Origin of the sequence: Salinibius halmophilus (assembly GCF_003577475.1) — a bacterium.
GTDB classification, from domain to species: domain Bacteria; phylum Pseudomonadota; class Gammaproteobacteria; order Pseudomonadales; family Natronospirillaceae; genus Salinibius; species Salinibius halmophilus.
The window spans coordinates 197,720-223,758 of sequence record NZ_QPEP01000005.1; the positions used below are offsets into that span (position 1 = coordinate 197,720).

The window sequence follows — 26,039 nt, forward strand, 5'->3', positions numbered from 1 at the left end:
ATACCTAGTACCACTCGGGCAAAACGACTTTCAGCCTTTCCTAAACAGCTTCACCACTGGATTCTGGAAAATCCCGTCTAAAAACACCGTTTGTGACAATTGGCGAAGCGCATCAGAATAGGTCGGGTAGGGGTGTATCACTTTCTGCAACTTGCTAAATGGAATGCCAAGCGTTTTCATGGTTTGCACTTGGCTAATCATTTCGCCAGCACGCTCAGCAAGAATGTGGGCGCCCAAAACTCTGTTGCGCTTGCCAATAATCAACTTAATCTCGCCAAAGTCACCCTGTTTCGTATGGGCCCGGTCGAGCTTGTCGAAGTTGTATCGATAGACACGGATACTATCGCCATATTTTTCCCGAGCTTGTGCTTCAGTTAATCCAGCTCGAGCAAACTCTGGGTCAGTAAATGTGGCCCAGGTGACATGTTCATAATTGACGCTGCGCTTGAATGGCAGAAGCGCATTCATTGTCGCCAATTTGCCTTGATAATTCGCCATATGGCTCAGCAAGTATGGGCCTGCCACATCACCAAATGCATAAATATGAGGCAGGCTGGTTTGCATCTTGGCATTCACCTTCACAAAACGGTCAACCTCAACACCAATGTCATCAAGACCCATGCCGGTAGTATTCGGTGAGCGCCCCAAAGCGACCAGCAGTTTTTCATTAACAATGACCTCGGTATTTGCACCGCGCTCGATGGTTACTTCAATGCCCTCAGGAGGATTAGCGACACCAATCGCCTTGCTTGATAGCTTAAACTCAACGCCTTCTGCTTCTAGCAGCTCACGGAGTTTAGCTGCCATTTCTGGTTCTTCTAATGGCAGCACCTCGGCTTGCATCTCGACAACGGTCACTTTAGTGCCCAAGCGATTAAACGCCTGCGCCATCTCTAGGGCAATCACCCCACCGCCTAAAATCGTTAAGCTTTGTGGTAATTCAGTAAGCTGAAATAGCGACTCATTGGTAAGAAATGGCACATCGGCAAGCCCAGGGATAGGTGGCACCAGAGGTGAACTGCCCGTTGCTAGCATGAACTTTTTGGCTTTCACACGCTCATTCGCACCACTAATTTCTATCGTATGCGAATCAATAAATTTTGCCGCACCTTGAATAAAATCAATGCCGGCTTTGGCTAGTACTTCTGGTGTTTCATGGGTGTAAACATGCTCACTGACACCACGCACTTGCTCAAAAACCTTTGCACCGTCGACATGCACGGCCGCACCAAGCTTATTAGCAGCGTGCACATTCTTCGCTTGGTTAATTAACGCCTTACTCGGAATACAGCCAGACCAAGTACATTCACCGCCGGGGAGTGCTTTGTCCACCATCAGAACTTTTTTACCAAACCCCGCAGCAGTAAAGCCACTGGTTAAACCCGCAGCACCCGAGCCAATTACTACAATATCGTACTGCTTCATTTGATAGCCTCGTTATAGTGCTTTGCAAAGGTTTCGTAGCGCGTTTTGTTTACACCCATATCGCTATAACCAGCTCGACTGGCTGAGCGATAATGAACTTGCTGACTGGCTTCATCTATCAAGAGCTCAATATCGTCTTTGTAGCGCATCAGTTTTGTGGTGGCCACTGCTCGAATGTAGGTGCCATCATTTTGCGTAATGTCGACATTACCCAAGGATTTCAATGCACTTTCGATGGCTGCCTTAGTTTGTTCCACCGATGCCGCCATTTTTAATGGCGCCACAGCTCGCTCGCCCTCGGCAAAGCTAGACACACAATTGGGTTTATTCGATAGCGGCGCTAACTCACCATTTTCCTGTACACCCAATGCAGGCTTGCGGTTGTTTTGCCAAACCAACAGCAAAACATTAAATACAACGAATAGTACCACCAGTGTTAATAAGATCTTCCAGAACATAAAAATCCCCAAAATTTAGTTTCCCGCAACAATACGTGACACCCTGTCATTTAGATCAGTTTATCTGTATCACTTTAGGGTAGGGCTAGGTAACAGTGATCGCGAGTCTTTTATTTAACTGATCGTCTCAGTAAACTGAGGTTAAGCAAGAGAAAGGAGCGAAAAGCAATGGAAACAGTCAAGCGATGGCCCAACGATTTCATCCATCCGTCCATCTACTACCTCGTTGCAGGGTTAGCATTGATTATTGCACTGGTATATTTAGTTGGTGCTGCATCTTTGTACGAGCTGTATGTGGCCGTTTTTTGGGCCATTATCTTCGCGGCTACTGGTGCAATCAAACAAGCGAATGCCCACCATCGATATAAAAAAATTGCCAGTGCAGGGCTGCTACTAGGCTTGGGTATTGGCGGCTATTTATGGTTCAAGTCAGACGACGCCGATATCATTTGGCTGGTATTGCCTTTAGGGCTGATTAGTTTTGCCATGGTTAAAAAGGAACAACTGTCACTGCCAATGCAAAAATGACCCACTAGTGCCAATTCAAAATTGACCCACCTAAGTCAAAATGCTCGTCCGTTTCACAACATTCTGGCGAGCCATGGTCAATCAGGAGCAACTAGTGGACATTCATGTTCGGCATCAACAAGGCCAAAGCATTCGCAAGATCGCCAAAGACACTGGGTTATCTCGCAATACGGTCAGGCGCTATCTTCGACAGCCGAACTTAGTACCTTGTTATACCGCTCGCCAAGAGCAACCTTCAGTGCTTGAGCCCTTCAAGCCGTATCTTCTTGAACGAATCAATGCAGCTAACCCAAGTTGGATTCCTGCAACAGTATTACTGCGGGAAATAAAAGAGCGAGGTTACGAAGGTGGCTACTCAACACTCACCGACTTTCTTAGGCTGCATAAACCAAAGCCAACACCAGACCCGCTTGTCCGGTTTGAAACTGAACCGGGTGTGCAAATGCAGGTTGATTTCACCACCATTTCTTGTCGTGGCAAACGGATAAAAGCCTTTGTCGCAACACTTGGTTTTTCACGTGGCGCGTTTGTAAAGTTCTCACATAGCGAAAAACAAGAAGACTGGATACGAGGTGTTGAAGAAGCCTTTGAGTACTTTGGTGGCGTCACGAAAGAAGTCCTGTTTGATAACGCCAAAGCCATCATGATTGAACGTGATGCGTATGGAAAAGGCACCCATAAATGGAATAGCGCTTTGCTCGAACTTGCAAAGCGATACGGATTTACCCCTCGGGCTTGTCGCCCCTATAGAGCTAAAACCAAGGGCAAAGTTGAACGCTTTAATGCTTATCTAAAAGGAAGTTTTATCACGCCACTGATTGCCGAGCTCAAGCAACACAACCTTGAGTTTACAGTGGAGATCGCCAATGCCCGAATAGGGCCTTGGCTTGCAAACATCGCCCATCAACGAGTCCATGGAACAACAGGTGAAAAGCCTCAAGTGTTAATGGATAAAGAGCGAGAGTTCTTAATGTCGCTGCCTATCGAAGTCGCCAAACCCGTGTCCAAACCTATGCCGAAAGAAGTTGTGCCTTTGGAAAGTTTTCAGCATCCGCTTGCTGTGTATGACGCACTATTGGAGGTTCGACTATGAGTATTCAACTTGCCAGGATCGAAGATGCTTGCACGAAATTAAAGCTACCGACTGCAGCCAGTGAGTGGCCAGCTATTGCGCAAAGCATCGTCAGCAAAGAGGGTTCATTTGCCGACTTCTTAGAAGCGCTATTAGATGCCGAACTGCAAGCACGAGCCCAACGAGGCAGAGAAATGCTTGCCAAGTTCGCAAGCTTTCCAATGACGCGAAGCATTGAAGATTATGACTTTAAGTTTGCAAGCGGCGCGCCGAAACAACAAATCAAAGAGTTAGCTAGTCTTGCGTTTGTTGAACGTAAAGAAAACATCGTATTGCTTGGTCCGAGCGGAGTCGGAAAGAGCCATCTAGCTGTCGCGCTAGGTCAGTTAGCGGTGCAACGACGCCTAAAAACCCGCTTTATCACTGCCGCGGATTTGATGTTGCAACTCTCTGCAGCCAAGAAGCAAGACAGGCTAGAAACTTATTTAAAGCGCAGTATTCTCGCACCGAAGCTACTCATCATAGATGAAATAGGTTATCTGCCATTCGGACGAGAAGAAGCAAACTTGTTCTTCAATGTCATCGCCAAGCGCTATGAGCAAGGCAGTGTGATCGTGACCAGCAATTTGCCATTCTCTCAGTGGTCTAGTGCATTTGCTGATGACACAACGCTCACTGCAGCACTGCTAGATCGATTACTTCATCATGCGCATATTGTACAAATTAACGGTGAAAGCTATCGACTAAAAGGCAAGCGAGCGACTGGTGTGATGCCTGCAAGCATTGAACAGAAGTAACAAAATTAATCAGGGGTGGGTCAGTTTTCAATTGGTAGATTTAGAGAAAAGTGGGTCAGTTTTCAGTTGGCATTGACACTTGGCGGACAAACAGCAAACCGGCGCTGTAGAGCTGCGGGCAGCTCGTCTGGTATCGGGAGACACCAAAGAGTTCAATGTTCGGTGAATGGGTGGGGTGGAACCCATTCAGGTTGTGTAAGCCCATGGCCTGGGCGAGACGTTCAATGGGTGTCTGACTCATGGTGTGCGGCACCGTTTGTGGAGATTGCTAAATTAAAGCAAGTATCGTGCGATTTATGAAAGTAATTCTGCGCATTCTGAGAGAATTGAGCAAGTATCGCTCAGAATCGAGCAAGTGCGGTCAGTCGAGCTCCGTACACTGTGTCTCATGAAAACCCGACCGGATCAGTCTCCGGACGGATGAACTCGCAACAAAACATGAGAAGACCATGAACCGAATTCTGATTATTGATGGACACAAGGCTTATCCTTTCGCTGAAGGTCGATTGACCCAAACCCTGATTGAACGAATGTCCACGTTTTTTACCAATCGCGGCGATGAAGTGGCCGTGGTTGCGGCACAGGAAGACTATGACATAGAGCGCCAGCTGGAACTACACCGGTGGGCCGATACCGTGATTGTGCAGATGCCGGTGAACTGGATGGGTGTGCCCTGGGTGTTTAAAAAGTACATGGACGATGTGTACACCGCGGGCATGGGGGGTGCACTCTGTCACGGTGACGGACGGGACGAGTCTGCGCCGAAAGCCAATTATGGGACGGGGGGAACACTATCCGGTACCCGTTACATGATGAGCCTCACCTTCAATACCCCGGAAGAAGCCTTTAATCGCAACGATGAGTTTTTCAATGGCAAAAGTGTTGACGACCTGTTGTTTCCGCAACACATGAACTTCAAGTTTTTCGACATGACAGCGCTGCCAACGTTTGCCTGTTTCGATGTGATGAAAAACGCCGATATTGAAAACGACCTGGTCAGGCTGGATACGCATCTTGCCACCGTGTTTCAGCGCTGAGCAAAACGGAGAAGTAACGATGACGACAATCAAACTGCATCCGGGTGATGCGTTTCCAGAGCTGAGTGTGGTAAATCGGTCGGGTGAGTCGGTCACGCTCGGCCCCTCGTCTGGGGGAGACCGTTGGCAGGCGATTTTCGTGTACCGTGGGGCGCATTGCCCTATGTGTACCCGCTACCTGAACCGATTGGAAGAGCACCTAGAAGGCTTTTCTCAGGCCGGTGTCGATATAGTTGCCGTTTCGGCCGATTCGGCAGAGCAGCGTGCTCACCATGAAACGCAACTGAGAGTCAGCTTTCCGCTGTACCACGGGCTGACGGAAGCGCAGATGAAAACACTCGGTTTGTACATATCCGACCCGCGTTCTGAACAGGAAACCGATCACCGGTTTGCCGAGCCGGGTCTGTTCGTGGTGAATGAACAGGGGCTGTTGCACGTTGTGGATCTGTCGAACAACCCCTTTGTCCGCCCGGAAATCGATACGCTGGTGCGAGGGTTACGTTGGATTCGTGACCCGAAAAACAACTATCCGATTCGCGGTGCCCGAGCCTACTGACTCCTCCGGTCCAAGCACGCTCGACAACCCGGTTCAGTCGACGACGACAAACGATTTTACCCAGAGGTAGCGCCCCTGCAGAGAGCGATCGACCTCTGCGGTAATTTCGATGACGGTATTCGGTGTGATGTCCCGCCCTTGCCAAACGTCAGGCTCTATTTCAACACGGATCGACCCCGTGCGGTCTCGAAAGCGGTAGTAGTCCTCTCGAAGATGCGCTTCTAGAGAGCCTACTAGGCGAACATAGGTACCTAGAGGAGTCTCGGCAACTTCAGCAACGGTGCCTGAATCCCCAGATTCCGTTGGCCCGATAAAGGCCGCACCTGAGTATGGCGTCGCAAGTAATAACGCTAGCGTAGTAGCTAATACAATTCGCATTTATCACACTCCGGTGCAATCTCAGCAAAGCTAATGATTAGTCAGACTAGCACTAACGCGGTCAGCTTTGCTAGTTGTAGGTATTGCGGTTCGGTTACCGGTCAGAAAGCTTCCCCATTACACAATTAAACCTACAAGAAATAGCGCAATAAACATCGCTATCATAACGCCTAGCGTGGTTGAATAGCCCTCTGGGTCAATCCAGCCCAGCTTATCCATTTCTTTAATGCTTGGAAAAAGTCGCCAGTAAAAACTCGCGGTGGTGATGATTAAGATGGCTAACGACGCTTTATGCTGGAAGTTCGTGCCGGTCACAACAATCATCAGCAGTAAGCAAATGAAGATCAACTTAACACCCGCAACCCAGTTGACAAGGTAAGTCGACAGAGCCGAATTTCTTTGATCGCTGTCTTGCTTCTGAATCAACCAGATCTGGAAGACACCAATACCATTGCCCAGTTTGGAACTCGGATTGACATATAGCGTGACTACATTTAACAGCTCGAGAAATATAAAGATTAATAGGATGATCTGGGCAATGGTCATGAAGTGCACTCTTTTTATTAAGCATAACCTGCTTTCACCATTTTTACTCTGGCACAGCTGGTTTATTGCGAGCGCTTGCATGGCGAGCGCGGCGCTCTGCATCGATGTACTTATCAGTAGTCATCGCACTTGAGTGACCGGCGTCGTCGCGAACATGCTCAATTGGGCGAAACTTCACGTCCTCTGAAATACCCGTATGGCGCAACCAGTGTACAGTGGCGGCTTTAAGCTCTAATGCATCGCTACCAAGGCCATCCGCTTGCATGCGCTCATGGGTTAAATCGAATAACTTTTGAATGATTGCACGCACCCAAGCAGTCGAGCGAATACCCCCTTTACCGCGCAGTTTAGGTAGCAAAGGCGTGGTTTCACCAGGTGCGGGCAGGGGGCTTAACCCTAAAAATAATCGAAATCGTTTTAGTGCATCAATCATGGCATCGCTGACTGCAATACTGCGCGCTTTATTGCCTTTACCTACTACATCAAACCACCAGTGGCCGTCAGAGTCGCGGTAAAAGTGACTCATCATGGGCGTCGAACGGTCGTCGGCAACCACCTCGGAAATACGCAAATACATGCAGAGTAGGCAATGCATCACAAAGCGGGTGCGCTCATGCAAATCTGGCTCATCGGCTGCCATTTCATCCACTTGCTCAATCAGATATTCCCATTGCAAATTGCTAATACGGCGAATCTCACGGCGTGTTTCTTTGGTGATAAATTTGCTTTTTTGCCGAATCAGCGCCACTGGGTTGGCTTCAGTGACTTCCTCTTGAATTAAGAAGTTATAGAACGACGACAAGATAGCAAACATGGCCTTCAGCGCCGTTTGCGACAGCTCGTAGTCCGAAGCCTTGGCTTTTTTGCCACGCTGGGTTTCCGTTTTAGGAATGGTTGCCGTAAACGGGCGCCATTTTTCATTCGGCACACGCTGGCCTTGATTAACGACGAAGCGCGTTGCTTGTATGGTGCCAATCCAATCTTTGTCAGGCTTCTGGCAAAACAGTATAAATTCTTCAATATCCTGGCGCTTTAACTCAAGAATACTGCAGTGACGAATGCGCCAAGACCAATGCAGCAAGCGTTCAACTTCACGCCGATATGAGTTGAACGTGGCTTTAGAACCGTTGTAGCTATAGATAAACTTGGCAGCATATTCTAAATCTGTATTAGCACCGTCGATAGGTTCCAACAAAAATGGTTTTGCATCGAACCTATGTTGGTAAAACGGATTCTCCATATGATCGAGCGCGTCGAAAATTGGAATTGGCGAAGCATTTTTAGAAGCAGTAGACATATAGGCCAAGCTCGTGAAAGATGAAAGCGTAAACTCAAAACTAGGCTTCGGCGAAACTTAACTAGTGGCGATAATTATCACTGGTAGTGAACTAAACAGTGAAGACCAATAGTTAACATGAGAAAAAGCAAAAAGCCGCATAAAACCTAAGAACAAGGGCTATTTTGCCTTAAAAACATCCTAATGTAAAACCATTGATAATCATAATTATCGCCTGTAAAAGAGAGGTTTTGCTAGGATGCGGTTACACCCTATAAAATCTTCTCCGTCGATGCTGTAAGTTCGACTGAACCAGTTTGGTACTGAATTGTTTGAATCCCTTAAGGCGCTAGCGTTAATGCTTTTCCCACACTTGGGCGTTGCATAAACCTACCTAACCAGTTCATCACGTTTTCACAAGCTTGAAAACGATCGTCATTTAGATATTGGTTCTTGCAGTTGGAGGATTTGCATGTCAACCATTTTCCGTAGCAAGATTGAATAAAAAAACTGGTGATATTATACCGCAACTGAAATGCCATTTCTTAAGTTAATGGCATTGATTGCCTATCCAATTATTGCCTGGATATGCTGGATACCCAATGTTGCACTGGCTTAGTTCCTTGCGCGCAAAACGGTCATTCACTTGCCGCGTTAATTATGGCAACACTTGCGTGTCTCCGTTAAAAAGTAAGTACATGTTTGGCAATCGCGCGAGCGCTTGCTCTTCTGCATCAGTGAAGTCACCTAACACAACTTCTAGATGGCTCAGGCCAAGCAACGGATTGATGCCATCACGGTCAATGTCATCGATAAACAGATGTTTTAGGTGCGTCAGACCGGCTAATTCGTTCAATTGTGTCGTTTTTGTCCAGCCAATGTCCAAATAAGCCAGTCGATGTGCTTGGCGCAGCGGCGCTAGATCACTGATATTGGATCCTGCAACTCGCAGCTCTACTAGGTTATTTAGTATTGGCGTTGGTGGAAGCTGAGAACCCTTGTATTGCCAGCCTAGGCTTAACACTTCTAACTGGCGAAAGTTCTGCAACCCCGACAAATTGTAGATTGGCGTTTGATAACATCTCAACGCGGTGATGTGGTCATACTCGAATTGATACCTAGCTTGTTTCGGGATACCCGGTGTGTTGTTAATGCAGGCTTGTAGGCCTGTATCGGTGATGGGTTCAAGCGGTATGCTTTGGCTATCACCATCAGTAATAGGTGCTTCGACAGTCGAGTGGTTGCAGCCAATTAGCAGCATTGCTGTGGCAAACAATAATAAATACTTTTCCATATCGTTTCTCAATCCGTTTTAACCAACTAAGAAATCTTACCACCAATCAAATCAGTCGCAATGTTATCGCTGAAGCATGTTTCAAATGCTAGCCCAATAGCCTTGCATTGTGTGGTTAAATCCAGTGCATCGGTAATTGGTGGTGTATGAATAAATCCGCTGCACACGCCCTGCTCTTTCAATTGGTGCTGCATGCCAAAAAACAGATGATTGCATACATAGGTGCCAGCAGAGTATGAAATTTCACTTGCAATCGACTCAGCTTGCAGGCGTTGTTGAATGGCCTTAACAGGCAGTGTGCTCATTAACGCCAGTGGTGCGTCGACAATAATCTGTTCGTCGCGGGGCTGATGTCCGGCATTATCCGCAATTGGAAAGTCATCCAGGTTTAAGGCCACCCGCTCAATGGTAATTCTGTCGCGATTGGCAGCTAAGCCTAATGCGATCACCACAGATGGCTTCACTCGATTGACCGCTTGATTAAGCAGGGTCAAACAAGCATAGCGTTCTACTGGCAAGACTTGCGTATGTAGTTTTATACGCTCTGAGTGATAATCGCTTGCTAGTATTTTGGCAATTTCCATTGTTGGGTTATTAGAATGGTCACCAAAAGCTTGGAATGCTGTGATCAACACGTTTTTCATCTTAATGTTAAAACCACCACTTGCCGGATTCAGCAATCACCTTTGCCATTTTCTCAAACCCGTATTGGCGCGGGTGTGAGCCGTCAAACGCTTTGGCTTGTTGGGCAATCAGAGCGTCGTCCACCAATGGCGAAAACAGCTCAATAAACGGCACACCGAGCTCGTTACAAACACCCTCATAAGCATGTGAGAGTGCAGCAATACGCTCATTTTGCTCGGCATTTGCAATAGGCGGCGGGCCGACAAACAAGGTGGGGTAGTCGGCTGCTCCGGTGAGCATGGCTTTTACGTTGGCAACAGATTGCTCAGGCTCCACTCGAAGGGCACCGTTCTCGAAGGTAGCATCGTTTACGCCACAGCAAAATACGATACGATTATCGCTACCTTTTGGTAGGCGTGGTGTGCATTCGCTTTGCCAGCGGGCAAGAATGTCAGCACTAGTGTTGCGCCGCACACCTAGGTTGTAATAACTAATGGCTTCCCCTGCTAAGTTCGCCGCAGCGCACAAGCGTCCTGGCCAGCCAAGTGCTTGCTCATCACCAATTCCGGCAACCATGGAGTCACCAACAAAACAAATTCTTATGTCCCTGTACATTATTTCCTCAAATTGCCTACTTCTTAGGCATCAGCAGTGTTTGATCTATCTGACAAAAGTGGTCAACGCTATCAATTAGCGCTTTGGCGGTCAAACCTGGCGCACCATAGGCAGTCGTTTGGCAGCCGTGCGTCTCGCGCACTTTGTTCATTAATAAAGCAAAGTCTCCGTCGCCGGAGAGCAAAATAATATGGTCAACGTTTGGCGCCTGCTCTAGTACATCGATGGTAAGGCCGACATCCCAATCGCCTTTGGCTGAGCCATCGGCGCGTTGAATAAAAGGTTTGAGCTTTACGTGAAAGCCTATGCTTGCTAGCGCATTTTGAAAGCCGCGTTGTTTGCTGTCCCCTCGGTCAATCGCGTAGGCGGTTGCATAAACAATCTGGTTGTCGCCACTCACTTGCTGCCATAACGCTTGGTAATTAAATTGGCCAGCAAACTGATCTCTACAGGTGTAATAAATGTTCTGCACATCAACAAATAGTGCGGCTTTTTTCATAAGTTACTCCTGCTGGCCTTATTCTTATGGTGCCTACCAAATTCAGGGGTGGCTAGCACTAAATGCGCACCATACTCACTTGCAGGGTTTGCGGGCGCTCGGTTTGCCAAAGCGCCTCGCCCTCGGTGCTGCAGCGCAACACTTGCTTAGTAAATAATTTCATCGCATCTTCACAAGCAATTTGCATTTGGTAGCTAACGCGCTCACTGCAATCAGCTGCTCGGTAGATTAGCTCACTGGCCGTTACGGTGACCGGTTCACCAACGAGTTGCGAGCCGTTCAATTGCAAAGCACCAAATAGCTCATAGGTGCCTTGGAACAAGCTCTGACAGGTTGCCGCCCTACCCGCCACCATTCGCCTAGCGGGAACCGACACACTTATCAGCTGGCTTTGCTGGTAAGGACTCCAAGGCCCTAAACCTTTGGATGGCAAGGTGTATAGTGCCTGGCTAAGGGGGTCGTCGGGCGATAGTTTGGCAATGAAGTCGGCGATATCTGGCTTGGCGATAAAGTGTGTCGCTTGATACTCCAGGCTCTCAATACGTTTAGCTTGATCACTAATCAGCGCTTGCTGCGCGGTGATTGTGTCGGCGTGCTCGAGTAATTTGGCGAATGCTTGGCTTGCACTAGATACCTCAACTGACGCCATCTGCGCCTGTTTTGCAAAACTTAATTGCGGGTGATGCACTGGGTAAATCATGCCGTAGAAGAGCAATGCACTTAAACTGAGCACGAGCGCCCCTTCAACGGACACAACTTTAAACAGGTTGGCTTTGCCCTCGCTGGCTGCTAGGTCTTTGCGAAAGCTAGGGTTACAAATAAGTGCGATAAGCAGTGTTGCCAGTAGTAATGCGCAGAACCCTGAAACAATAATTTGCCAATGTGCTGGGTCGACCATAAACAATATCCTTTTTACAGAAGCATACTGTTAGCTTAAGCAGCAATGGGCAAAAAAAGCCCCGCTTTTGCGAGGCTGTTCAGATATGGGTCACGCTTGGTTCAGTAGCCCATCATTTATTCTGCTGTAATCAGTACTTTACCGTCGCGCCCTGGCTGCACGGCATATTCGATCGCCGCTTTAATGTCGCTCACTGGAAAGGTTTTATCGATTGGCGTTGCCAGCTTACCAGACGCAATGAGGCCTGCTAGTTCTTGATAAAGCGCTTGCTGTTGCGCTACCGGCGCCTCTTGCAGCCAGCGAGCCAGCCAGAAACCGCGCACGGTAATATCTTTAAAGATTAAGCTCATTGGGCTGACCTGCGATGACTCACCGCTCATCGCACCGTAGGTCACCAACGTGGCACCATGAGCAAGCACTTGTGCCAATTTCTCCGTAGCGCCGCCAGCGACTGCATCAACCGCCAGTTTGATGTCAGCGTCATTCGTTGCTTTTGCTACCTCATCCGCTAGCTGGTCGCTGTCGACCAAGACGACGTCGGCGCCCATGGCTTTTAAGGGCTCAATCAACGACTCACGACGCACGATGTTGACGGTTTTTAAACCGCGTTGCTTCGCTAGTTGGATTAAGTAGGTGCCCACACCTGAGTTAGCGGTGTTTTGAATTACCCAATCACCTACTTGCAGATTAACAAACTCACTTAATAGCAAGCTTGCCGTTGGCGGGTTGACGCCTAACATGGCCAACTGCAGGGGGTCAGCAGCATTTGGCATTGGCGTTAACTCATCTACTTTGGCTTTAAAATGTGTGGCCCAGGCGCCACTACCAAATGGCACCAGTGCATAGCTACCTACCTCAAGGCTGGCATTAGCGCCCTTCTCAATCACTTTAGCAATACCTTCCGAGCCACCTACAGCAGGTAATGGAGGCAAAATACCGTAGTCACCGGTAAGCGTTAGTACGTCGGAAGGGTTAATTGGCGACCCAACTAACTGCAGCAGCACTTCATCGTCACCAAGCTCGCCAAGTTCGAGCGGCACAGCATCAATGACATCTTGCGGGATTGGACCACGTGTTTGGTACTCAGCTTTTAACATGAAATTTCCTCGTTTAATATCAGTGCAGTCAAGCTTACTGATCACAATCGATACTGGTAGTATTGTAAAACTAACAATGGTTTCAACTAAGGGTTTAAAGCGAAAAGTGATCCAATTCGACCACACAAAGTACCTACCCTCTTTTTTGCATACAGCAGAAGCACTGAGTTTTTCGCAGGCCGCTCGCACCATGGGGGTCACACCAGCGGCCGTGAGCAAAGCGGTCAAAGCACTCGAGGGGCAACTAAACTGTCGGTTATTTCATCGAAGCACACATTCTTTAGCACTCACCGAGGAAGGCGAACGCTTTTACCAGGAAATTAAGCCCATCGCACAGGCAATGGCCAATACCTTTGAAAGCATTCAAGCAATGAACTCCACTGCGCGAGGCACACTGCGTGTTACTGCACCCGTTGAGCTTGGGCACAATTACCTATTGCCATTGCTGCCTTCGTTTAACCTGGCTTATCCAGACATCAAGCTTGAACTCAATTTTGACGATCGCCCAATTGATCTAGTGAAAGAAGGCTACGACATAGGCATTGGTAATAGAGCCGGCGATGATAGCCTGCTGATTGCCCGCAAGCTCTTTGACATCAATATCATCCTGGTTGCTTCACCAAGCTTTGTTAAACAATACGGTCCTTTCAATGAGCCAGAAGCGCTTGGGGATGTGCCCTGTATTGGTTACCAAAGAGATAGCCGCTGCGACCCAGCGCCATGGCGAGTCAACGTACCAGACGGAGAGACAAAATTTGTCAAACCGGATAACACGGTTGTAATCGTAAATACCGTGCAAGCCTTGTGTGAACTGGCTAGCTTGGGCGTGGGCATTGCACCCGTGGCAACCTGGAGCGCGCAGCGATACATCGACCGTGGCGATTTAATTCAGGTACTGCCGCAGGTGTTCACAAGCCTGGCACCGGCGCGGATTTATTACACGTCACGCGAACATCAGCCTGCGAAAGTCAGAGCCTTTGTAGACTTTATTACCGAACAGTTGCGGGTTGAGTAGTAAAAAGAAGGCCCTGGAACGAGCGTGTTGTGACGCCGTTCACTTTTGTACTTAAGGTGTACCTAATACAAACCGGCCACTGTTAGATTTATCAGCAATAGCGCCTCACACTAGGCAGACTGCTAACCAAAAGAACTATTAACAATGCAAAAGCTCACCCTTAGTTTAATTTCACTGGCAACGCTCACCGCTTGTTCGCCGAACCTTGTCATCATAGACGACTCGGCTACTAGGCTAACTCCTACGACGACTCCTACGACGACTCCGACGATGACTCCGACGATGACTCCGACGATGACTCCGACGATGACTCCGACGATGACTCTGACGATGACTCCGACGATGACTCCGACGATGACTCCGACGATGACTCCGACAGCGACTCCGACAGCGACTCCGACAGCGACTCCGACAGCGACTCCGACAGCGACTCCGACAGCGACTCCGACAGCGACTCCGACAGCGACTCCGACAGCGACTCCGACAGCGACTCCGACAGCGACTCCGACAGCGACTCCGACAGCGACTCCGACAGCGACTCCGACAGCGACTCCGACAGCGACTCCGACAGCGACTCCGACAGTAAACCCAGCCAATGACATAGAAGTAAACGCGCTAGGGTTTTATGATTTAGACAAAAATGGCAACGAACGGGCCATTCGTAATGACCTAACCGGTGCTCTCGCTGGGCAGGTACAATTTGCTCAAACGCATACCATCGACCCAAGCGGTAATGATGCCAAAAACATGCCGTCATTAATTGCCGAGCGCGAAGCCATGTTGCTGTTTACCCCACAGCAAACCCAGCAATACGTAACAGTTATCGTGAAACATCAAGGCAACCAGGTCGCCGAACTGGCAATGCAGCACCCCAACCTGTTGTTAAAAAGTGACTACAGCAACACCGATGGCCGCCCCGATCTCATATACTCGCGTAAAGCTTGGCATACGATTTTACCGTGGGACCTGGTAAAACCAGGCATGAGCCTTGAGTTTAAAGCCGACCATAACGGTGAGTTGGCTGCCAACAGCATTGAATTTATGCCACCTACTGAAATGGTGCTGCATACCGCTCGCTTAGGACTATTAACCGCTCCGCCACAAAGTGCTGGCCATCGATTATTAACTGACCCAATTAAGGTGACCACCGACTACTTCCAAACCCTACCAGTTGCAAAACTAGTCAGCGCTGTTTACGAGGACATCCAACTTGAACAGGTAATGGTGAAAGACGGTACGGTTTATACAACCGCCAGCCGTGATCAAGGTGGCGTATACAGTGGTGATATGCGCCAAAGTGTCGCCAAAGTTCAATTCTCGATGGGTGTGAATTTGGCCAACTTTGGCTTCCCAAGTTCAGACATGCGCGAGAGCAACCCGCACACCTATGCGCGTAATACCATTCACCACGCCCAAGGGTTGTATGCCAATGGCATTCAGCAACATGGGCTTTCTGGTGGCAACGGCATGATTACGCTTTTGAGTTCCACTGGTAACGAGTTGAGCCATGAGCTTGGCCACTCATATTCTCTTGGTCACTACCCAGGCGCTTCCAATGGCGATTATTTCTGGGCTGCTCATCATGCCGATAGTGGCTGGGGCTACATCGCCCATCGCAACCGCATGCGGGCAAACGTAAACTGGAACGCGGCCTACAATACCGTTACCGCCAATGGTGTCGACCTAACGCAAGGCTTTGACAACATCTATGACTACCAAAAAGACGCCATGTCCGGTGGTTCAGACACCTCAAATCTAAGTGAAGTCACCCATCACACGGGCTACAGTGCAAACATCATTCAGCAATATATCGCCAATATGCCGATGATTGATTTAAGCTCACCGACTGGCTATGTGAAGTGGAATGCCAACACGCAACAACTTGAAACAGCCACACCAACGGTTGACCACTATGGCCAGCCAAGGTTAAAACCAGCTAAACAAGGCGTCGAGGTGATCACTCTGTTAGGCGCTTATAACCCAAGCAACTACACCGCCGTGATGTTTCCTATGGTTCGCTCAAACTATGGCAACGTGTTCGACTACAACCACAGCTTAGACGCCAACGACTGTGCGATTGAAGTTGATTTTGCCAGCGGTGCCACTGAAACTGTTCGCTTACATAACTACCAGCTGCGCGGTGGCGAGGTGAACCAGTTCCAGTTAAATCTTGAAGCAGCAGCGAAACCTACATGGGCCAGCATTGTTTGCTACAGCAACGGTAGCCGCAATGTGATGGCGCAATTGGACATCCCTACTGATTTGCCAGCGATGCAACTGCCAGTCATTGTTGGTAAAGAACACCGCTTCCAGCAGCTTCGTGCCAAAGAGCTAGCCGAACTCGACACCGAGTTACTAATTCAGCAATCGGCCGAGGTGCCAGTTTTATCAGCCAAAGGGCAACTATATTTAGACAGTTGGTCGGATGACCTCTCTGGCCTTTCACCAGCCGCTAAAAATGTGGCAGACCGCTATATTGCTATCACCCAAGGTATTCAAACACTCGACGCGTGGATCGCGACTAATCGTGATACCTTACTTGCCGGTGGCAGCATTTCAGAGTTGAATGACCAGCTCGCAACACTGGGCATGAGCCTTAATGAACTAACTGTAACAGGCGGTGAACTACGAGTAGAGCGCTATAACCAGTGTTTGGTTGCCAGTGGCAGCAGTTTGAGCTTCCAAAGCAATGATTGCAGCAGCTGGGTGCAAGACATAAAAGGTAATATCCGCTTAGCCAGCAACCCAAGCCAATGTGTGCAAAACCTGGGTGGTGGCCAACTTGGTTTAGCAGACTGTAAAGATGCCCAAAACCAACATAGCTGGCAGCAAGACGCACAGAGCCGCCTTGTGTTTAGCAATGGCCAATGCTTCGACTACGCCTCGCAAGACCGCGCTCTATTGTGGGGTTGTCATAGCAATAACAACCAACGCTGGAGTGAACCGGTTCAAAGTAACTCTGCGTTAATCGCTTTGTTGAAAACCAGCAGTTTAAAAGTACTACTGGCCTTGCCTTAACGAACCAAGGGCGCAAAAGCGCCCTTTTCTCTTCGTTTGTTCAGCTTTCAGTACTGACCTGACTGCCCGTTTGATTTACACTCTTCGCCACGATAACACAGCACCGAGGCACCTGTGACAACGGCAAATAACAAACAACCCGGCTTTTTCAGCCAGCTATTATTCAACATTATCATCCCTGTGATCATTCTTACTCGCTTTTCCGGCGAGCAACACCTTGGCCCAACCCTTGGTGTGGTGATTGCTCTAGCCTTCCCTGTTGGCTTTGGTTTGTGGGAGATGCGCCGCACCGGCAAGTTTAGTTTTGTTTCGGGCTTAGGCATTGTGTCGGTACTACTCACAGGTGGCATAAGCCTGTTGGAGCTAGACCCGAAATACATCGCCATAAAAGAAGCCGCCATACCAGGCTTGCTTGGTATTGCGATTATTGTTAGCCAATACACCAAGTATCCATTGCTAAAAACACTGCTATTTAATCGTGACGTGCTAGACGTTGATAAAATTGAGCAGACCATGGCCCAACGCGGCACCACAGAGCAACTGCCACGTGTGCAAATTATTGCCTCGAACATTTTGGCAGGCTCGTTTTTCCTATCGTCTCTGCTTAATTACATTCTTGCCAAAATGATTGTTGTTAGCCAACCCGGTACCGAAGCCTACAACGACGAGCTTGGCCGTATGACCGCCCTAAGCTACCCCGTTATCATGGTGCCGAGCATGATTTTGTTCTTCATCACCATGTTTTACTTGTTCTCACAGCTGAAAAAACTGACTGGCTTAAAGGTAGAAGAAATGTTGAACGACCCAAAAAACAAGAGCTAGTAGTATGCGCAACGGAGTCCAATTCCGTACCACGGTAATTACGCAATAGTACCAAAGCCAAATATTTGACATCGGAACGTCAAATAGTAAAAAAACGTACAACAGTGTCGCCAAACAAAAGGTTTTGCTTTTTACTACCTCTTGTAACAACAACAAACGCTCATTTGGAGGCGGTCACTATGTTGATGATTCAGTTTGTTTTAGCGATGGTTATCTTCCCAGCCCTCATTGCCATGGGGCTACGCGTACTCTCACAAAACGCGGAAATCAAGGCTTTAAAAGCTCAGATTTCTGACGAGCAACTTGCTGCCGTTGGTGAGGGTGATGAGGCTCGCCAAGTACTAGTGCGCTACTCAAAACTAGCGTGATACGTGTTAAGAATTAATCAAAAGCCCGCAGCTGCGGGCTTTTTTGTGTTTAGAAGGCAGGGTATGTTTCGAATTATTTGCGATAACTAACCGAAGTTTTATTCCGCACCTTCCACAAACCCAGGCCAACGGCTCATATAGTCGATAAATGCTTCACCTAAGCCTTCTTCAGCTAGTACTCGGCGTGAAACTGGGGTTTGTCTTGGCGTAAAGTCTGGGTTCTCGGTAACTTGTTTGGCAAAGTCGTGGTGTAGTATTCCTGCACGACCAATTGCTACGAAGTCAACACCAGCAGCCATTACTTTGCTTACATCTTCGCCAGTGCGAATATTGCCTGCAACACAAAGTTTAGTATTGTGGCGCGGTAATTCAGCATACCATTCAAGCAGAGTTTTATTTTGGTAAGCCGGATCCTCTGGGTATTTTAAGCTGTCCCACAATGACACATCTAAAAAGTCTATTTTGCCGCTTGCCATCAGCTGTGTTGCCAAGGTTCGCATCTCATTGAAGTCTAAGCCCATTCGCTCTGGTGATAGCCTAACGCCTACAACAAAGTCGTCGCTGCATGCTTCATCAATACCATCAATGATTTCACGCAAGAACCGGGTGCGGTTGTCAAAACTGCCGCCGTATTGGTCAGTACGTTGGTTATACTCTTGGCTTAAAAATTGGCAGATCAAATAGCCATGTGCGCCGTGCAGCTCAACCCCACTCATACCTGCTTTTTGGCAACGTACAGCGGCAGCTATAAAGTCCTGCACTAAGCCCTGAACTTCCTCAGTGGTCAGCGCACGCGCGTTGGTCTCTGCGTGATCACTGGCACTAACTGGTTGCTGGCCAATCAGTGCTTCTGGCGCGCGAATACCACCATGAAATAGCTGTACGATCGCCAGCGACCCCTCATCAGTAATTGCCTTGGCTAGCTTGCTGAGACCTGAGATATGCTGATCACCAAACACCCCCATCGCACCAGGCCAGCCCTGCCCATTTTCAGACACATGCGCAGCGCAGGTCATAACCATGCCAAAGCCGCCTTTGGCACGCATCGAAAGCCAATTAAGCTCATCGTCACTTAATGTACCATCAGGGTGGCTTTGCTGATTGGTCATGGGTGCCAAAGCAAATGCATTTGGCATAGGTTTAGAAAATGAAATGGGTTTGCTAAAGTCCAACATGGTTCCCCTTAGTTATCTTGCAGCTTTTTGAGCAATTGCTGCTTTAGAGACTTCGGTAACCCTACGATCTTTAGTGTGTCAGTGGTTTCGTCATAATGCACGCGCTCCCCCAGCGACTGAGACCCAAAAGCAATACTCAGATCTTTATCACGGCCAGAAAAACGCAAATATTTTTGTAGCTTAGCTCTGTCAGCAGGCAGGGCTTTTGGCAGGTCTGGCTGGTTTTGCTCAATAAACTGCTTAAACTTACTTGGTGCTTTTTCAAAACTGACTTCGGCCACTTCATCCAGTTCAATCAGTTCACCTTGCTTGTCCTGCTCGATGCAATAGTTTACGAGCTTGGTTTTCGACTCATACGCTTCTTCTTTTGGCAGCTCTTGGCTGAACGCTTCCACAGCCTGCAAGAATTGGTCGGTCAGCGCCTTTTTGTCGACGCCTTCAATAAACACCAGGGCAGTTTTCACCGCCAAGGCAATCTCGGCATGAGCACGGTTTTCAAGCACCGAAAAATAGCGCGCTTCGCCTTCCCCTTGCCAGTCGCTCAAATTAATTTTTATCGCCACTGGCAACAGTGACATATTAATCTGCTGTTGTTTCACTGGCGTGAGCTCATTGAACGCAATACTTGCTTCAGTTGTTAGCCAGAAACCATAACAAGTGTCTTGCTCGCCAGTTTCTTGTGTGAGCAACCAAATGCCATCTATCGGCTGTTCTAACTTGGCAAGCTGCTGTGCCATGTGCTGAGACACCCTGCTAACTAGCTCACTGGGTGACACGTCGCCGCTCTTTAGCCCTTCAAAGGCTGCCGGTAAACTAGACTCAGCCTCAGGATCAAAGCGACCGAACTTTTTTTGACTACGGCTAGCAAACAGCGTTTTGTAACGCGCCAGTAGTTCTTCCACAACGTCATCCGACGCCAACTCTACCGATTTGTAGGCCACATCACCGGCTTGTGATTCCCGCGTAAACTGAATAATGCTAACGAATTGAGTTGCCATATGTGCTCCCAAAAAATGAATGTTGGCATTCTACATTGGAAACTAAGTAGGCGCACAATCCGAAGTAAAATAACTTCGGCAACCCCAACTGAGCCGGGTCAATAAAAGCTTTCGTAGACACCACAAAGTGACAATTTTAAGCCATGCTTACAGCAACCCCCAACAAACCTGTTGGAAGCCATGGAGGAAGTCATGATGAAACAGTATCTAGTATCCGTAATGGGCCCCGACCAGCGCAATTTTTTGCATAAGCTCAGCGAACAAACGCTCGCACTTAACGGTCGTTGGATCAGCAACAAGGTTTGCCACTTTGAAGGACGAATGGCAGCCATTTTTAAACTAGAGATCGCCGAAGATGCCGTTGCCAAGTTTGAGGCCGTGTTGCAACGCTTTGAGCACATAACCTATGACATAGCGCCAATCTCGCCTAAAGAAGATAACCACCCTATTGAAGTACACATGCATATTGAAGGCGAAGATCGCAATGGCCTAACGACTGAAATCACTGAGAAGCTAAAAGACTACGACGTTCACATCGGGCACTTTGAAAGCCAGCGTTTACCGGTCGTTGGTGTCTCCAATGGGGTATATACCGCCCAGATAACCGCTTTCTTGCCTAACTCCATTGACCCTGAAGAGTTAAAATCGGACTTAGAAGGCCTACACAGTAAATTTAGAGTGGAATATCAATAAGTGTTAAAATATAAAAAAACCGGGCCTAGGCCCGGTTTTTTTATAGCTGCTGAGGATTATGCGCTTTGTGCTTCTAGGTTAGCACGTGCTTTTTTGATGTAAGCAATCATCACCATACTCACTGCTAGTGCAACAACAAATGCGCCGGCAAAGATATACATGGTTGTTTCATATGAACCAGTTTTATCGTGTAGGAACGCGTTGATCTGTGGACCCGCCAAACCAGCTGCTGCCCAAGCAGTTAGAACATAACCGTGGATAGCACCTAACTGTTTAGTGCCGAACAAGTCACCAATAAAGGCTGGCAACGTTGCGAAACCACCACCGTAGCAAGTCAGGATGGTGTACAGCACGACCTGGAACAGGATAACAGACGTGATGTTTGGTAGTAGTAAGAAGGCAACAATCTGAACTACGAAGAAAGTCAGGTAGGTATTACCACGGCCAAGAACGTCTGAGAATGATGCCCAGCCAATGCGACCAAGCCCATTAAACAAAGACATCAAACCAACGATGGCAGCCGCTTCACCAGCACTTAGGCCAATCGATTCTTGCGCGAGTGGTGATGCAGAATAAATGACACCAATACCACACGAGATGTTGATGAACATCATTACCCACAAGCCCCAGAATGGACCAGTTTTAACCGCTTCGTTGGCAGTTTGCTGGGTTAGATCAGCTGAAACTTTCTGTTTACCTGATGCCACTGCTTCTTTCATGCCTTCTGGCATCCAGCCTTCAGGTGGGCGCTCTAGGTATGAAGCAGAAGCAAACATAATGACCAAGTAAATGGCACCCATAATGAACCAAGTGTTGGCAATACCACCATTCATCACGCCAAAGGCTTCAATAATATAGTTAAATACTGGGCCACCAATCATGGCACCAAAACCAAAGCCCATAATTGCTAGGCCTGTGGCCAACCCACGACGGTCTGGGAACCATTTAACCAAAGTAGATACGGGTGTAATGTAGCCGATGCCCAAACCAATACCGCCTAGTACGCCGTAGCCTAACCAGATCACGTATAGGTTTTGGATCGCCGCACCTAAACCAGCGATTAACAAACCACCGCCAAAGAATGAAGCGGCTAGCATACCAGCCTTACGAGGACCATGCTTTTCAACAAAGTGACCCATGATGGCGGCAGACATACCCAAAAAGAAAATAGCCAGTGAGAAAGTCATTGCTACTTGGTTGCTGCCAACTTCTAGTAGTTCCTGCAGAGGGTTCTTGAATACGCTGAACGCATACACAGAACCGATAGATGCGTGCACCCCAACGGCAGATGCAGCAATAAGCCAACGGTTTTTCATATCGTACTCCGATCATTTTTGATTTTACTGTCAGCTAAGCTAATGGTTAGCGAAAAAATAAAACTGACAGAGATCAACCGGAGCACCACACCATACCAATTAAACTGAACAAAAACCGACTCAGCGCAACTTTTTGCTTACTTCATGGCTATATCAACCAGAATTATGGTCACTTTTCACTGTTGCGTTCAGTTTTTCTAAACCTTTCTTTTTGGTAACCTCATAGCAATGCAGACCACTTGGGCCTGTAAAAAGCGTCTTTCTCACCAGCGAGGTAAGGATGGTTGCTTAAGTGCTGGTCTAATAATTGCAGCATGGCGCCAACACGCACTTCATGTACATGTTTGATATCTTTCTCACTACTAGCAATATTGGTATGTTTTTCTGGGTAAAAATAGGGCATTAATTCCGGCATGGCGCCCAACTCGCGTTGCGTGGAAAATAAAATAACTTAATCATCACTTCTGCCTATCATTTGGGAAATTTCGTGCCATAACATATTACCTACCGGGCCAAGCACCTGCCCTTTGCGTTTGGCCAACTTATAATGGAACTCGGTAACGCTAGTGAAGTCATCCAACTTTACGTGCACCAAGGTCCCAGTTTTTAGGTCGCTTTGTACCAAGTATTCCGGCAGCTTACCCCACCCCATCCCTTGTTTGATTAGCGATAACTTGGTAGAGAAATTGTTTACATACCAGTAGCGCTGTGCCGTTTGCACGTCTAGTTTGACCCCCTTGGTCATACCACCAGAGTCTCGCACCAAAATTTGATACTCGTTAATCAATTGCTTAATACTAACCAATGGCGCGTGTTTCGCGGCCATCTCTGATGACAAAACATTAATTAGTCGACCTTTGTTTAGACGTACGGTTTCAAACAAGCTTGGCTTTATTAGGTCATCTGGCAAAGGAGTTATGGCGATGTGCGCATGCTGATGTTGCAACTGCTCAAAGGCACCAGATAAATACTCTTGCTGAAGAACAATATTCGTGTGAGGAAACCTTTGTTGGGTTGCCTTCAGTGCCGAGGCTATTTTTTCAATTGGGAACGACGCTTCAATGGCTAGCACTATCTGCTCTTCATTGCCCAAGGCGTAATGATGTGCGGTTTGCACGAGCGTATCATGACTGTTCAACACCTGAAGCGCTAACTCATATAGTGCATTTCCTTCACCCGTGAGCGCTAGGCGATAACCGCTGCGATCAAACACAGCAACACCCAGTGTTGCCTCTAGCTGTTTTAAAGCATGACTCAGAGCAGGCTGAGTTTTGTGCAGTTTGGCCGCCGCACTAGCAAGTGACTTGTGCTCTACGACAGCTCTTAAACACCGTAATTGATCAATTGATGGCATAAGTTGCCTCGCAATTTAATAAATACATCTTATGTAGTTATTGAATATTCATCAATATCTCTTAATTAATAAGCAGTAGATACTGATCAGTACACATTCAGAATCAGTTTGGAGGGAGTTTAATATGAAACAAAAACTACTGATCGCATTAAAATGGCTACCGATTGTCTTGCTCGCCCTGCCTATGGTTGCCGCTGGCGGAGCAAAACTAGCTGGCGTTGAGGCAGTGCATCAAAGCTTCGAAGCGATGGGTTTACCAACCTGGTTTGGTTATTTTATTGGCGCTGCAGAGGTAGCTGGTGGCATTGGTTTACTAATTCCTCGGTTAAGCGCGTGGGCAGCGACAGGCCTTGCGCCAATCATGGCCGGTGCCGTGTACTTCCACATTGCCTATGCGGTGCCAAGCTTTGTACCAGCACTTGTATTTTTAATTCTGTGTGGCTACGCCATCGCCATACAGCGTAAAAAAGCTGTTTGGTATCCAGTGTAAACGGAACACCTACCCCTATAGAGAGGGGCGCCAAGAGCTTGGCGCCCTTTTAGTTTTTGCCGCCACCGAATAAAACATGCGCGCTAGTACGCTAAACATCTAGACACCAAATTATTACGCTCAAACACCAATCGCACCATTCAATCTGCACGCGCTCACTATACTGCAAACGTCACAATAACTTTTGTTAAGGAGAAGGATGTGAGACGACTACTGCAGGGCGTTCTTACCGGATTCATTGCATTAATAGCCATTTCTGCCAGTGCAGAAGATAGATTAACTAGCATCACGGCTAGTGGCGATGAGACGTATGGTCGCCTAGCAACAGAGCTACAGGTTTTAGGCAAAGGAGCCCTCAATCAATTGCGTGGTTACCAAGCGGCCGAAGATCCCATTATTGCCACCGACGTAAACGCCGCCATTACTGCCGCAGCCAATGCCGGTGCTGACAGTTTAATGTCGATTAACGTAGCTGAGTCAGGTCGCAGAGATGTGCTAGTCACTGTAGAAATGTATTCAGTCAGCACAGGCGCACCATTTTACCGAATGGAAAAAGAGTACCGAATAAAGTCGGAACGTGGGTTACTGGCACAACTAGAATACGATCTTCCCAACCAAATGAAGCAAGATTTTAAACAGCAAGGTCGCATTGTCTCACTCGATAGCAACATCGCGTTCTTCGATTTAGGCGAAGCAGCCGGTGTTGAAGTTGGCCAGACCTATCGTGTATTTAGACAAGGTAAAGAAATTAAAGGCGAAGGCGGCGTTTCGTTTGGCTACCTAGATGAAGAGGCTGGCATCATTGAAGTAACCGATGTCAGTGCGGTGTACTCAATAGCCGAAATAAAACTTGGCCGGGTATCTATTCGCCAAGGCGACTGGGTAACATTAAAAGAAATCGATCGCTCGCTATACAATGGCGTCGTAATTTCTAAACTCGACGAGCAGATTGCTATTAACCTAGGCAGCAACGTTGGCGTATCACAAGGCGCCCAGTTTGCCGTGTATAAAGACATAAAAGACATCAATGAAGAAGAATCTTTCCGTGAAGAAGTCGGCCGCATCCAAGTGACAGAGGTATTTGAAGACTTTTCTACCGGTAAGGTTGCCCCGTCGAATCACTTCTCGCTTGCCAAGGCAATGATCTCTGAGGGAGACAGAGTAGAAGAAGTATCGGCTGAAGGTATTTACGTTGTCACCCTAGGGCAGCTCAATACAAGCATCCTTACCGGCGCACAACAGATTTGGGTACTCGGTGGTGAGTTTGAAGCACTTAGTAACGGCGGGCTTAAATACCGTGCTCGCGGCGGTTATGGCAGTGGCAAATTATATGGCTCTGCTGGTGTCTCATCCGGACTAAATAACAGTGAGACTTTCCATTACGGCCTCGATATCGTTTACCTAAGTGGCACAGGTGCGAACCTATTCTTGCAAGTAGATGTACCCACCCCGCTTGATGAATACGCCACATTTAGCCTGGAAACTGGCTACATGGTTGGAGTTGAAGAGTCATTCGATGGCTTAAATATTTTACTTAACGTGCGCGCGGGATTTTAGTGTATCAGGCGGTTGCCCGGCAATGTCCGGGCTTTCCTCATCTGCAAACATCCGCTACAACCCCGTAGGTCTTTAAATAACGGCGAAGCCGTTTTTGAAGACATAATGTTGCGGAGCTATACCGGCCAAACTT

28 protein-coding genes are annotated in these 26,039 nt (G+C 48.0%); 12 read left to right on the forward strand and 16 right to left on the reverse strand.

The features are described 5' to 3' along the window. Positions 1-30: 30 nt before the first annotated feature. Positions 31-1,425, reverse strand: coding sequence for a dihydrolipoyl dehydrogenase family protein (locus DUW71_RS07450; RefSeq protein ID WP_119394622.1), 1,395 nt, complete (start codon positions 1,423-1,425; stop codon positions 31-33). After that, positions 1,422-1,883, reverse strand: a complete 462-nt coding sequence (locus DUW71_RS07455; RefSeq protein WP_119394623.1) for a DUF1499 domain-containing protein — start codon at positions 1,881-1,883, stop codon at positions 1,422-1,424. Before DUW71_RS07455 ends, DUW71_RS07450 begins: the two co-directional genes overlap by 4 nt. Positions 1,884-2,051: 168 nt before the next feature. Here DUW71_RS07455 and DUW71_RS07460 point away from each other — a divergent pair, with 168 nt between their 5' ends. The 5 genes from DUW71_RS07460 (at position 2,052) to DUW71_RS07480 (ending at position 5,873) form a co-directional block, all read left to right on the forward strand. Then, a complete protein-coding gene (locus tag DUW71_RS07460) occupies positions 2,052-2,411 on the forward strand; it encodes a hypothetical protein (protein WP_119394624.1) in 360 nt (119 codons plus the stop codon). A 73-nt stretch (positions 2,412-2,484) separates the two neighbouring features. Continuing rightward, a complete protein-coding gene (istA, locus tag DUW71_RS07465) occupies positions 2,485-3,504 on the forward strand; it encodes an IS21 family transposase (protein WP_119394625.1) in 1,020 nt (339 codons plus the stop codon). After that, the gene (istB, locus tag DUW71_RS07470; protein WP_119394626.1) at positions 3,501-4,280 is read left to right on the forward strand and encodes an IS21-like element helper ATPase IstB; all 780 of its coding nucleotides are present in this window, start codon (positions 3,501-3,503) and stop codon (positions 4,278-4,280) included. The genes istA and istB overlap by 4 nt, the downstream gene beginning before the upstream one ends. Before the next feature lie 449 nt (positions 4,281-4,729). Beyond that, positions 4,730-5,317: an NAD(P)H-dependent oxidoreductase gene (locus DUW71_RS07475; protein WP_119394627.1), complete on the forward strand. Its 588-nt coding sequence runs from the start codon at positions 4,730-4,732 to the stop codon at positions 5,315-5,317. 19 nt (positions 5,318-5,336) lie between these two features. After that, positions 5,337-5,873: a peroxiredoxin-like family protein gene (locus DUW71_RS07480; RefSeq protein ID WP_119394628.1), complete on the forward strand. Its 537-nt coding sequence runs from the start codon at positions 5,337-5,339 to the stop codon at positions 5,871-5,873. Positions 5,874-5,906: 33 nt separating this feature from the next. Here DUW71_RS07480 and DUW71_RS07485 read toward each other — a convergent pair whose 3' ends face one another. From DUW71_RS07485 to DUW71_RS07525, 9 genes are all read right to left on the reverse strand, one after another. Next, entirely contained in the window at positions 5,907-6,251 is a 345-nt protein-coding gene (locus DUW71_RS07485) for a YgiW/YdeI family stress tolerance OB fold protein (protein ID WP_119394629.1), read from the reverse strand. Between the two features lie 117 nt (positions 6,252-6,368). Further along, positions 6,369-6,797: a hypothetical protein gene (locus DUW71_RS07490; protein ID WP_119394630.1), complete on the reverse strand. Its 429-nt coding sequence runs from the start codon at positions 6,795-6,797 to the stop codon at positions 6,369-6,371. 43 nt (positions 6,798-6,840) lie between these two features. Further along, positions 6,841-8,094: a tyrosine-type recombinase/integrase gene (locus DUW71_RS07495; protein WP_119394631.1), complete on the reverse strand. Its 1,254-nt coding sequence runs from the start codon at positions 8,092-8,094 to the stop codon at positions 6,841-6,843. 637 nt (positions 8,095-8,731) lie between these two features. After that, positions 8,732-9,367, reverse strand: a complete 636-nt coding sequence (locus DUW71_RS07500; RefSeq protein ID WP_119394632.1) for a leucine-rich repeat domain-containing protein — start codon at positions 9,365-9,367, stop codon at positions 8,732-8,734. 26 nt (positions 9,368-9,393) lie between these two features. After that, entirely contained in the window at positions 9,394-10,002 is a 609-nt protein-coding gene (locus DUW71_RS07505) for a pyroglutamyl-peptidase I family protein (protein ID WP_158583916.1), read from the reverse strand. A 16-nt stretch (positions 10,003-10,018) separates the two neighbouring features. Continuing rightward, positions 10,019-10,606 carry a GDSL-type esterase/lipase family protein gene (locus tag DUW71_RS07510; protein ID WP_267896655.1) on the reverse strand — a complete coding sequence of 196 codons (588 nt, stop codon included), beginning with the start codon at positions 10,604-10,606 and terminating at the stop codon, positions 10,019-10,021. Between the two features lie 16 nt (positions 10,607-10,622). Beyond that, complete coding sequence (locus tag DUW71_RS07515; protein ID WP_119394634.1) at positions 10,623-11,105, reverse strand: LabA-like NYN domain-containing protein; 483 nt, start codon at positions 11,103-11,105, stop codon at positions 10,623-10,625. 58 nt (positions 11,106-11,163) lie between these two features. Beyond that, the gene (locus tag DUW71_RS07520; protein ID WP_119394635.1) at positions 11,164-12,003 is read right to left on the reverse strand and encodes a hypothetical protein; all 840 of its coding nucleotides are present in this window, start codon (positions 12,001-12,003) and stop codon (positions 11,164-11,166) included. Between the two features lie 116 nt (positions 12,004-12,119). Next, complete coding sequence (locus DUW71_RS07525; protein ID WP_119394681.1) at positions 12,120-13,100, reverse strand: zinc-dependent alcohol dehydrogenase family protein; 981 nt, start codon at positions 13,098-13,100, stop codon at positions 12,120-12,122. Positions 13,101-13,206: 106 nt separating this feature from the next. On the opposite strand from DUW71_RS07525, the gene DUW71_RS07530 reads away from it, so the two are divergent. From DUW71_RS07530 to DUW71_RS07550, 4 genes are all read left to right on the forward strand, one after another. After that, positions 13,207-14,115, forward strand: coding sequence for a LysR family transcriptional regulator (locus tag DUW71_RS07530; RefSeq protein ID WP_158583917.1), 909 nt, complete (start codon positions 13,207-13,209; stop codon positions 14,113-14,115). Positions 14,116-14,259: 144 nt separating this feature from the next. Beyond that, positions 14,260-17,133 (forward strand): M66 family metalloprotease, encoded by a 2,874-nt coding sequence (locus DUW71_RS07540; protein WP_158583918.1) that lies wholly within the window; start codon positions 14,260-14,262, stop codon positions 17,131-17,133. Between the two features lie 114 nt (positions 17,134-17,247). Then, complete coding sequence (locus DUW71_RS07545) at positions 17,248-17,955, forward strand: VC0807 family protein (RefSeq protein ID WP_119394637.1); 708 nt, start codon at positions 17,248-17,250, stop codon at positions 17,953-17,955. A gap of 179 nt (positions 17,956-18,134) precedes the next feature. Continuing rightward, the gene (locus DUW71_RS07550; protein ID WP_119394638.1) at positions 18,135-18,323 is read left to right on the forward strand and encodes a hypothetical protein; all 189 of its coding nucleotides are present in this window, start codon (positions 18,135-18,137) and stop codon (positions 18,321-18,323) included. Positions 18,324-18,421: 98 nt separating this feature from the next. Here DUW71_RS07550 and DUW71_RS07555 read toward each other — a convergent pair whose 3' ends face one another. Beyond that, the gene (locus tag DUW71_RS07555) at positions 18,422-19,498 is read right to left on the reverse strand and encodes an NADH:flavin oxidoreductase (protein WP_119394639.1); all 1,077 of its coding nucleotides are present in this window, start codon (positions 19,496-19,498) and stop codon (positions 18,422-18,424) included. An 8-nt stretch (positions 19,499-19,506) separates the two neighbouring features. Beyond that, positions 19,507-20,496, reverse strand: a complete 990-nt coding sequence (locus tag DUW71_RS07560; protein WP_119394640.1) for a nucleoid-associated protein — start codon at positions 20,494-20,496, stop codon at positions 19,507-19,509. Positions 20,497-20,688: 192 nt separating this feature from the next. On the opposite strand from DUW71_RS07560, the gene DUW71_RS07565 reads away from it, so the two are divergent. Further along, a complete protein-coding gene (locus DUW71_RS07565; protein WP_158583919.1) occupies positions 20,689-21,189 on the forward strand; it encodes a glycine cleavage system protein R in 501 nt (166 codons plus the stop codon). Between the two features lie 56 nt (positions 21,190-21,245). Here the strand turns inward: DUW71_RS07565 and DUW71_RS07570 are convergent, their stop codons facing one another. The 3 genes from DUW71_RS07570 to DUW71_RS07580 all read right to left on the reverse strand — a co-directional run bounded on the left by DUW71_RS07570 (position 21,246) and on the right by DUW71_RS07580 (position 23,859). Next, positions 21,246-22,505: an L-lactate MFS transporter gene (locus tag DUW71_RS07570; RefSeq protein WP_119394642.1), complete on the reverse strand. Its 1,260-nt coding sequence runs from the start codon at positions 22,503-22,505 to the stop codon at positions 21,246-21,248. Between the two features lie 220 nt (positions 22,506-22,725). Beyond that, a complete protein-coding gene (locus DUW71_RS07575) occupies positions 22,726-22,920 on the reverse strand; it encodes a glutathione S-transferase family protein (protein WP_158583920.1) in 195 nt (64 codons plus the stop codon). A 36-nt stretch (positions 22,921-22,956) separates the two neighbouring features. Then, a complete protein-coding gene (locus tag DUW71_RS07580) occupies positions 22,957-23,859 on the reverse strand; it encodes a LysR family transcriptional regulator (RefSeq protein WP_119394644.1) in 903 nt (300 codons plus the stop codon). A gap of 124 nt (positions 23,860-23,983) precedes the next feature. On the opposite strand from DUW71_RS07580, the gene DUW71_RS07585 reads away from it, so the two are divergent. Together DUW71_RS07585 and DUW71_RS07590 are read left to right on the forward strand one after the other, a co-directional pair. Then, positions 23,984-24,349 (forward strand): DoxX family protein, encoded by a 366-nt coding sequence (locus DUW71_RS07585; protein ID WP_119394645.1) that lies wholly within the window; start codon positions 23,984-23,986, stop codon positions 24,347-24,349. A 201-nt stretch (positions 24,350-24,550) separates the two neighbouring features. Beyond that, entirely contained in the window at positions 24,551-25,906 is a 1,356-nt protein-coding gene (locus DUW71_RS07590) for a hypothetical protein (RefSeq protein ID WP_119394646.1), read from the forward strand. Positions 25,907-26,039 lie beyond the last annotated feature (133 nt).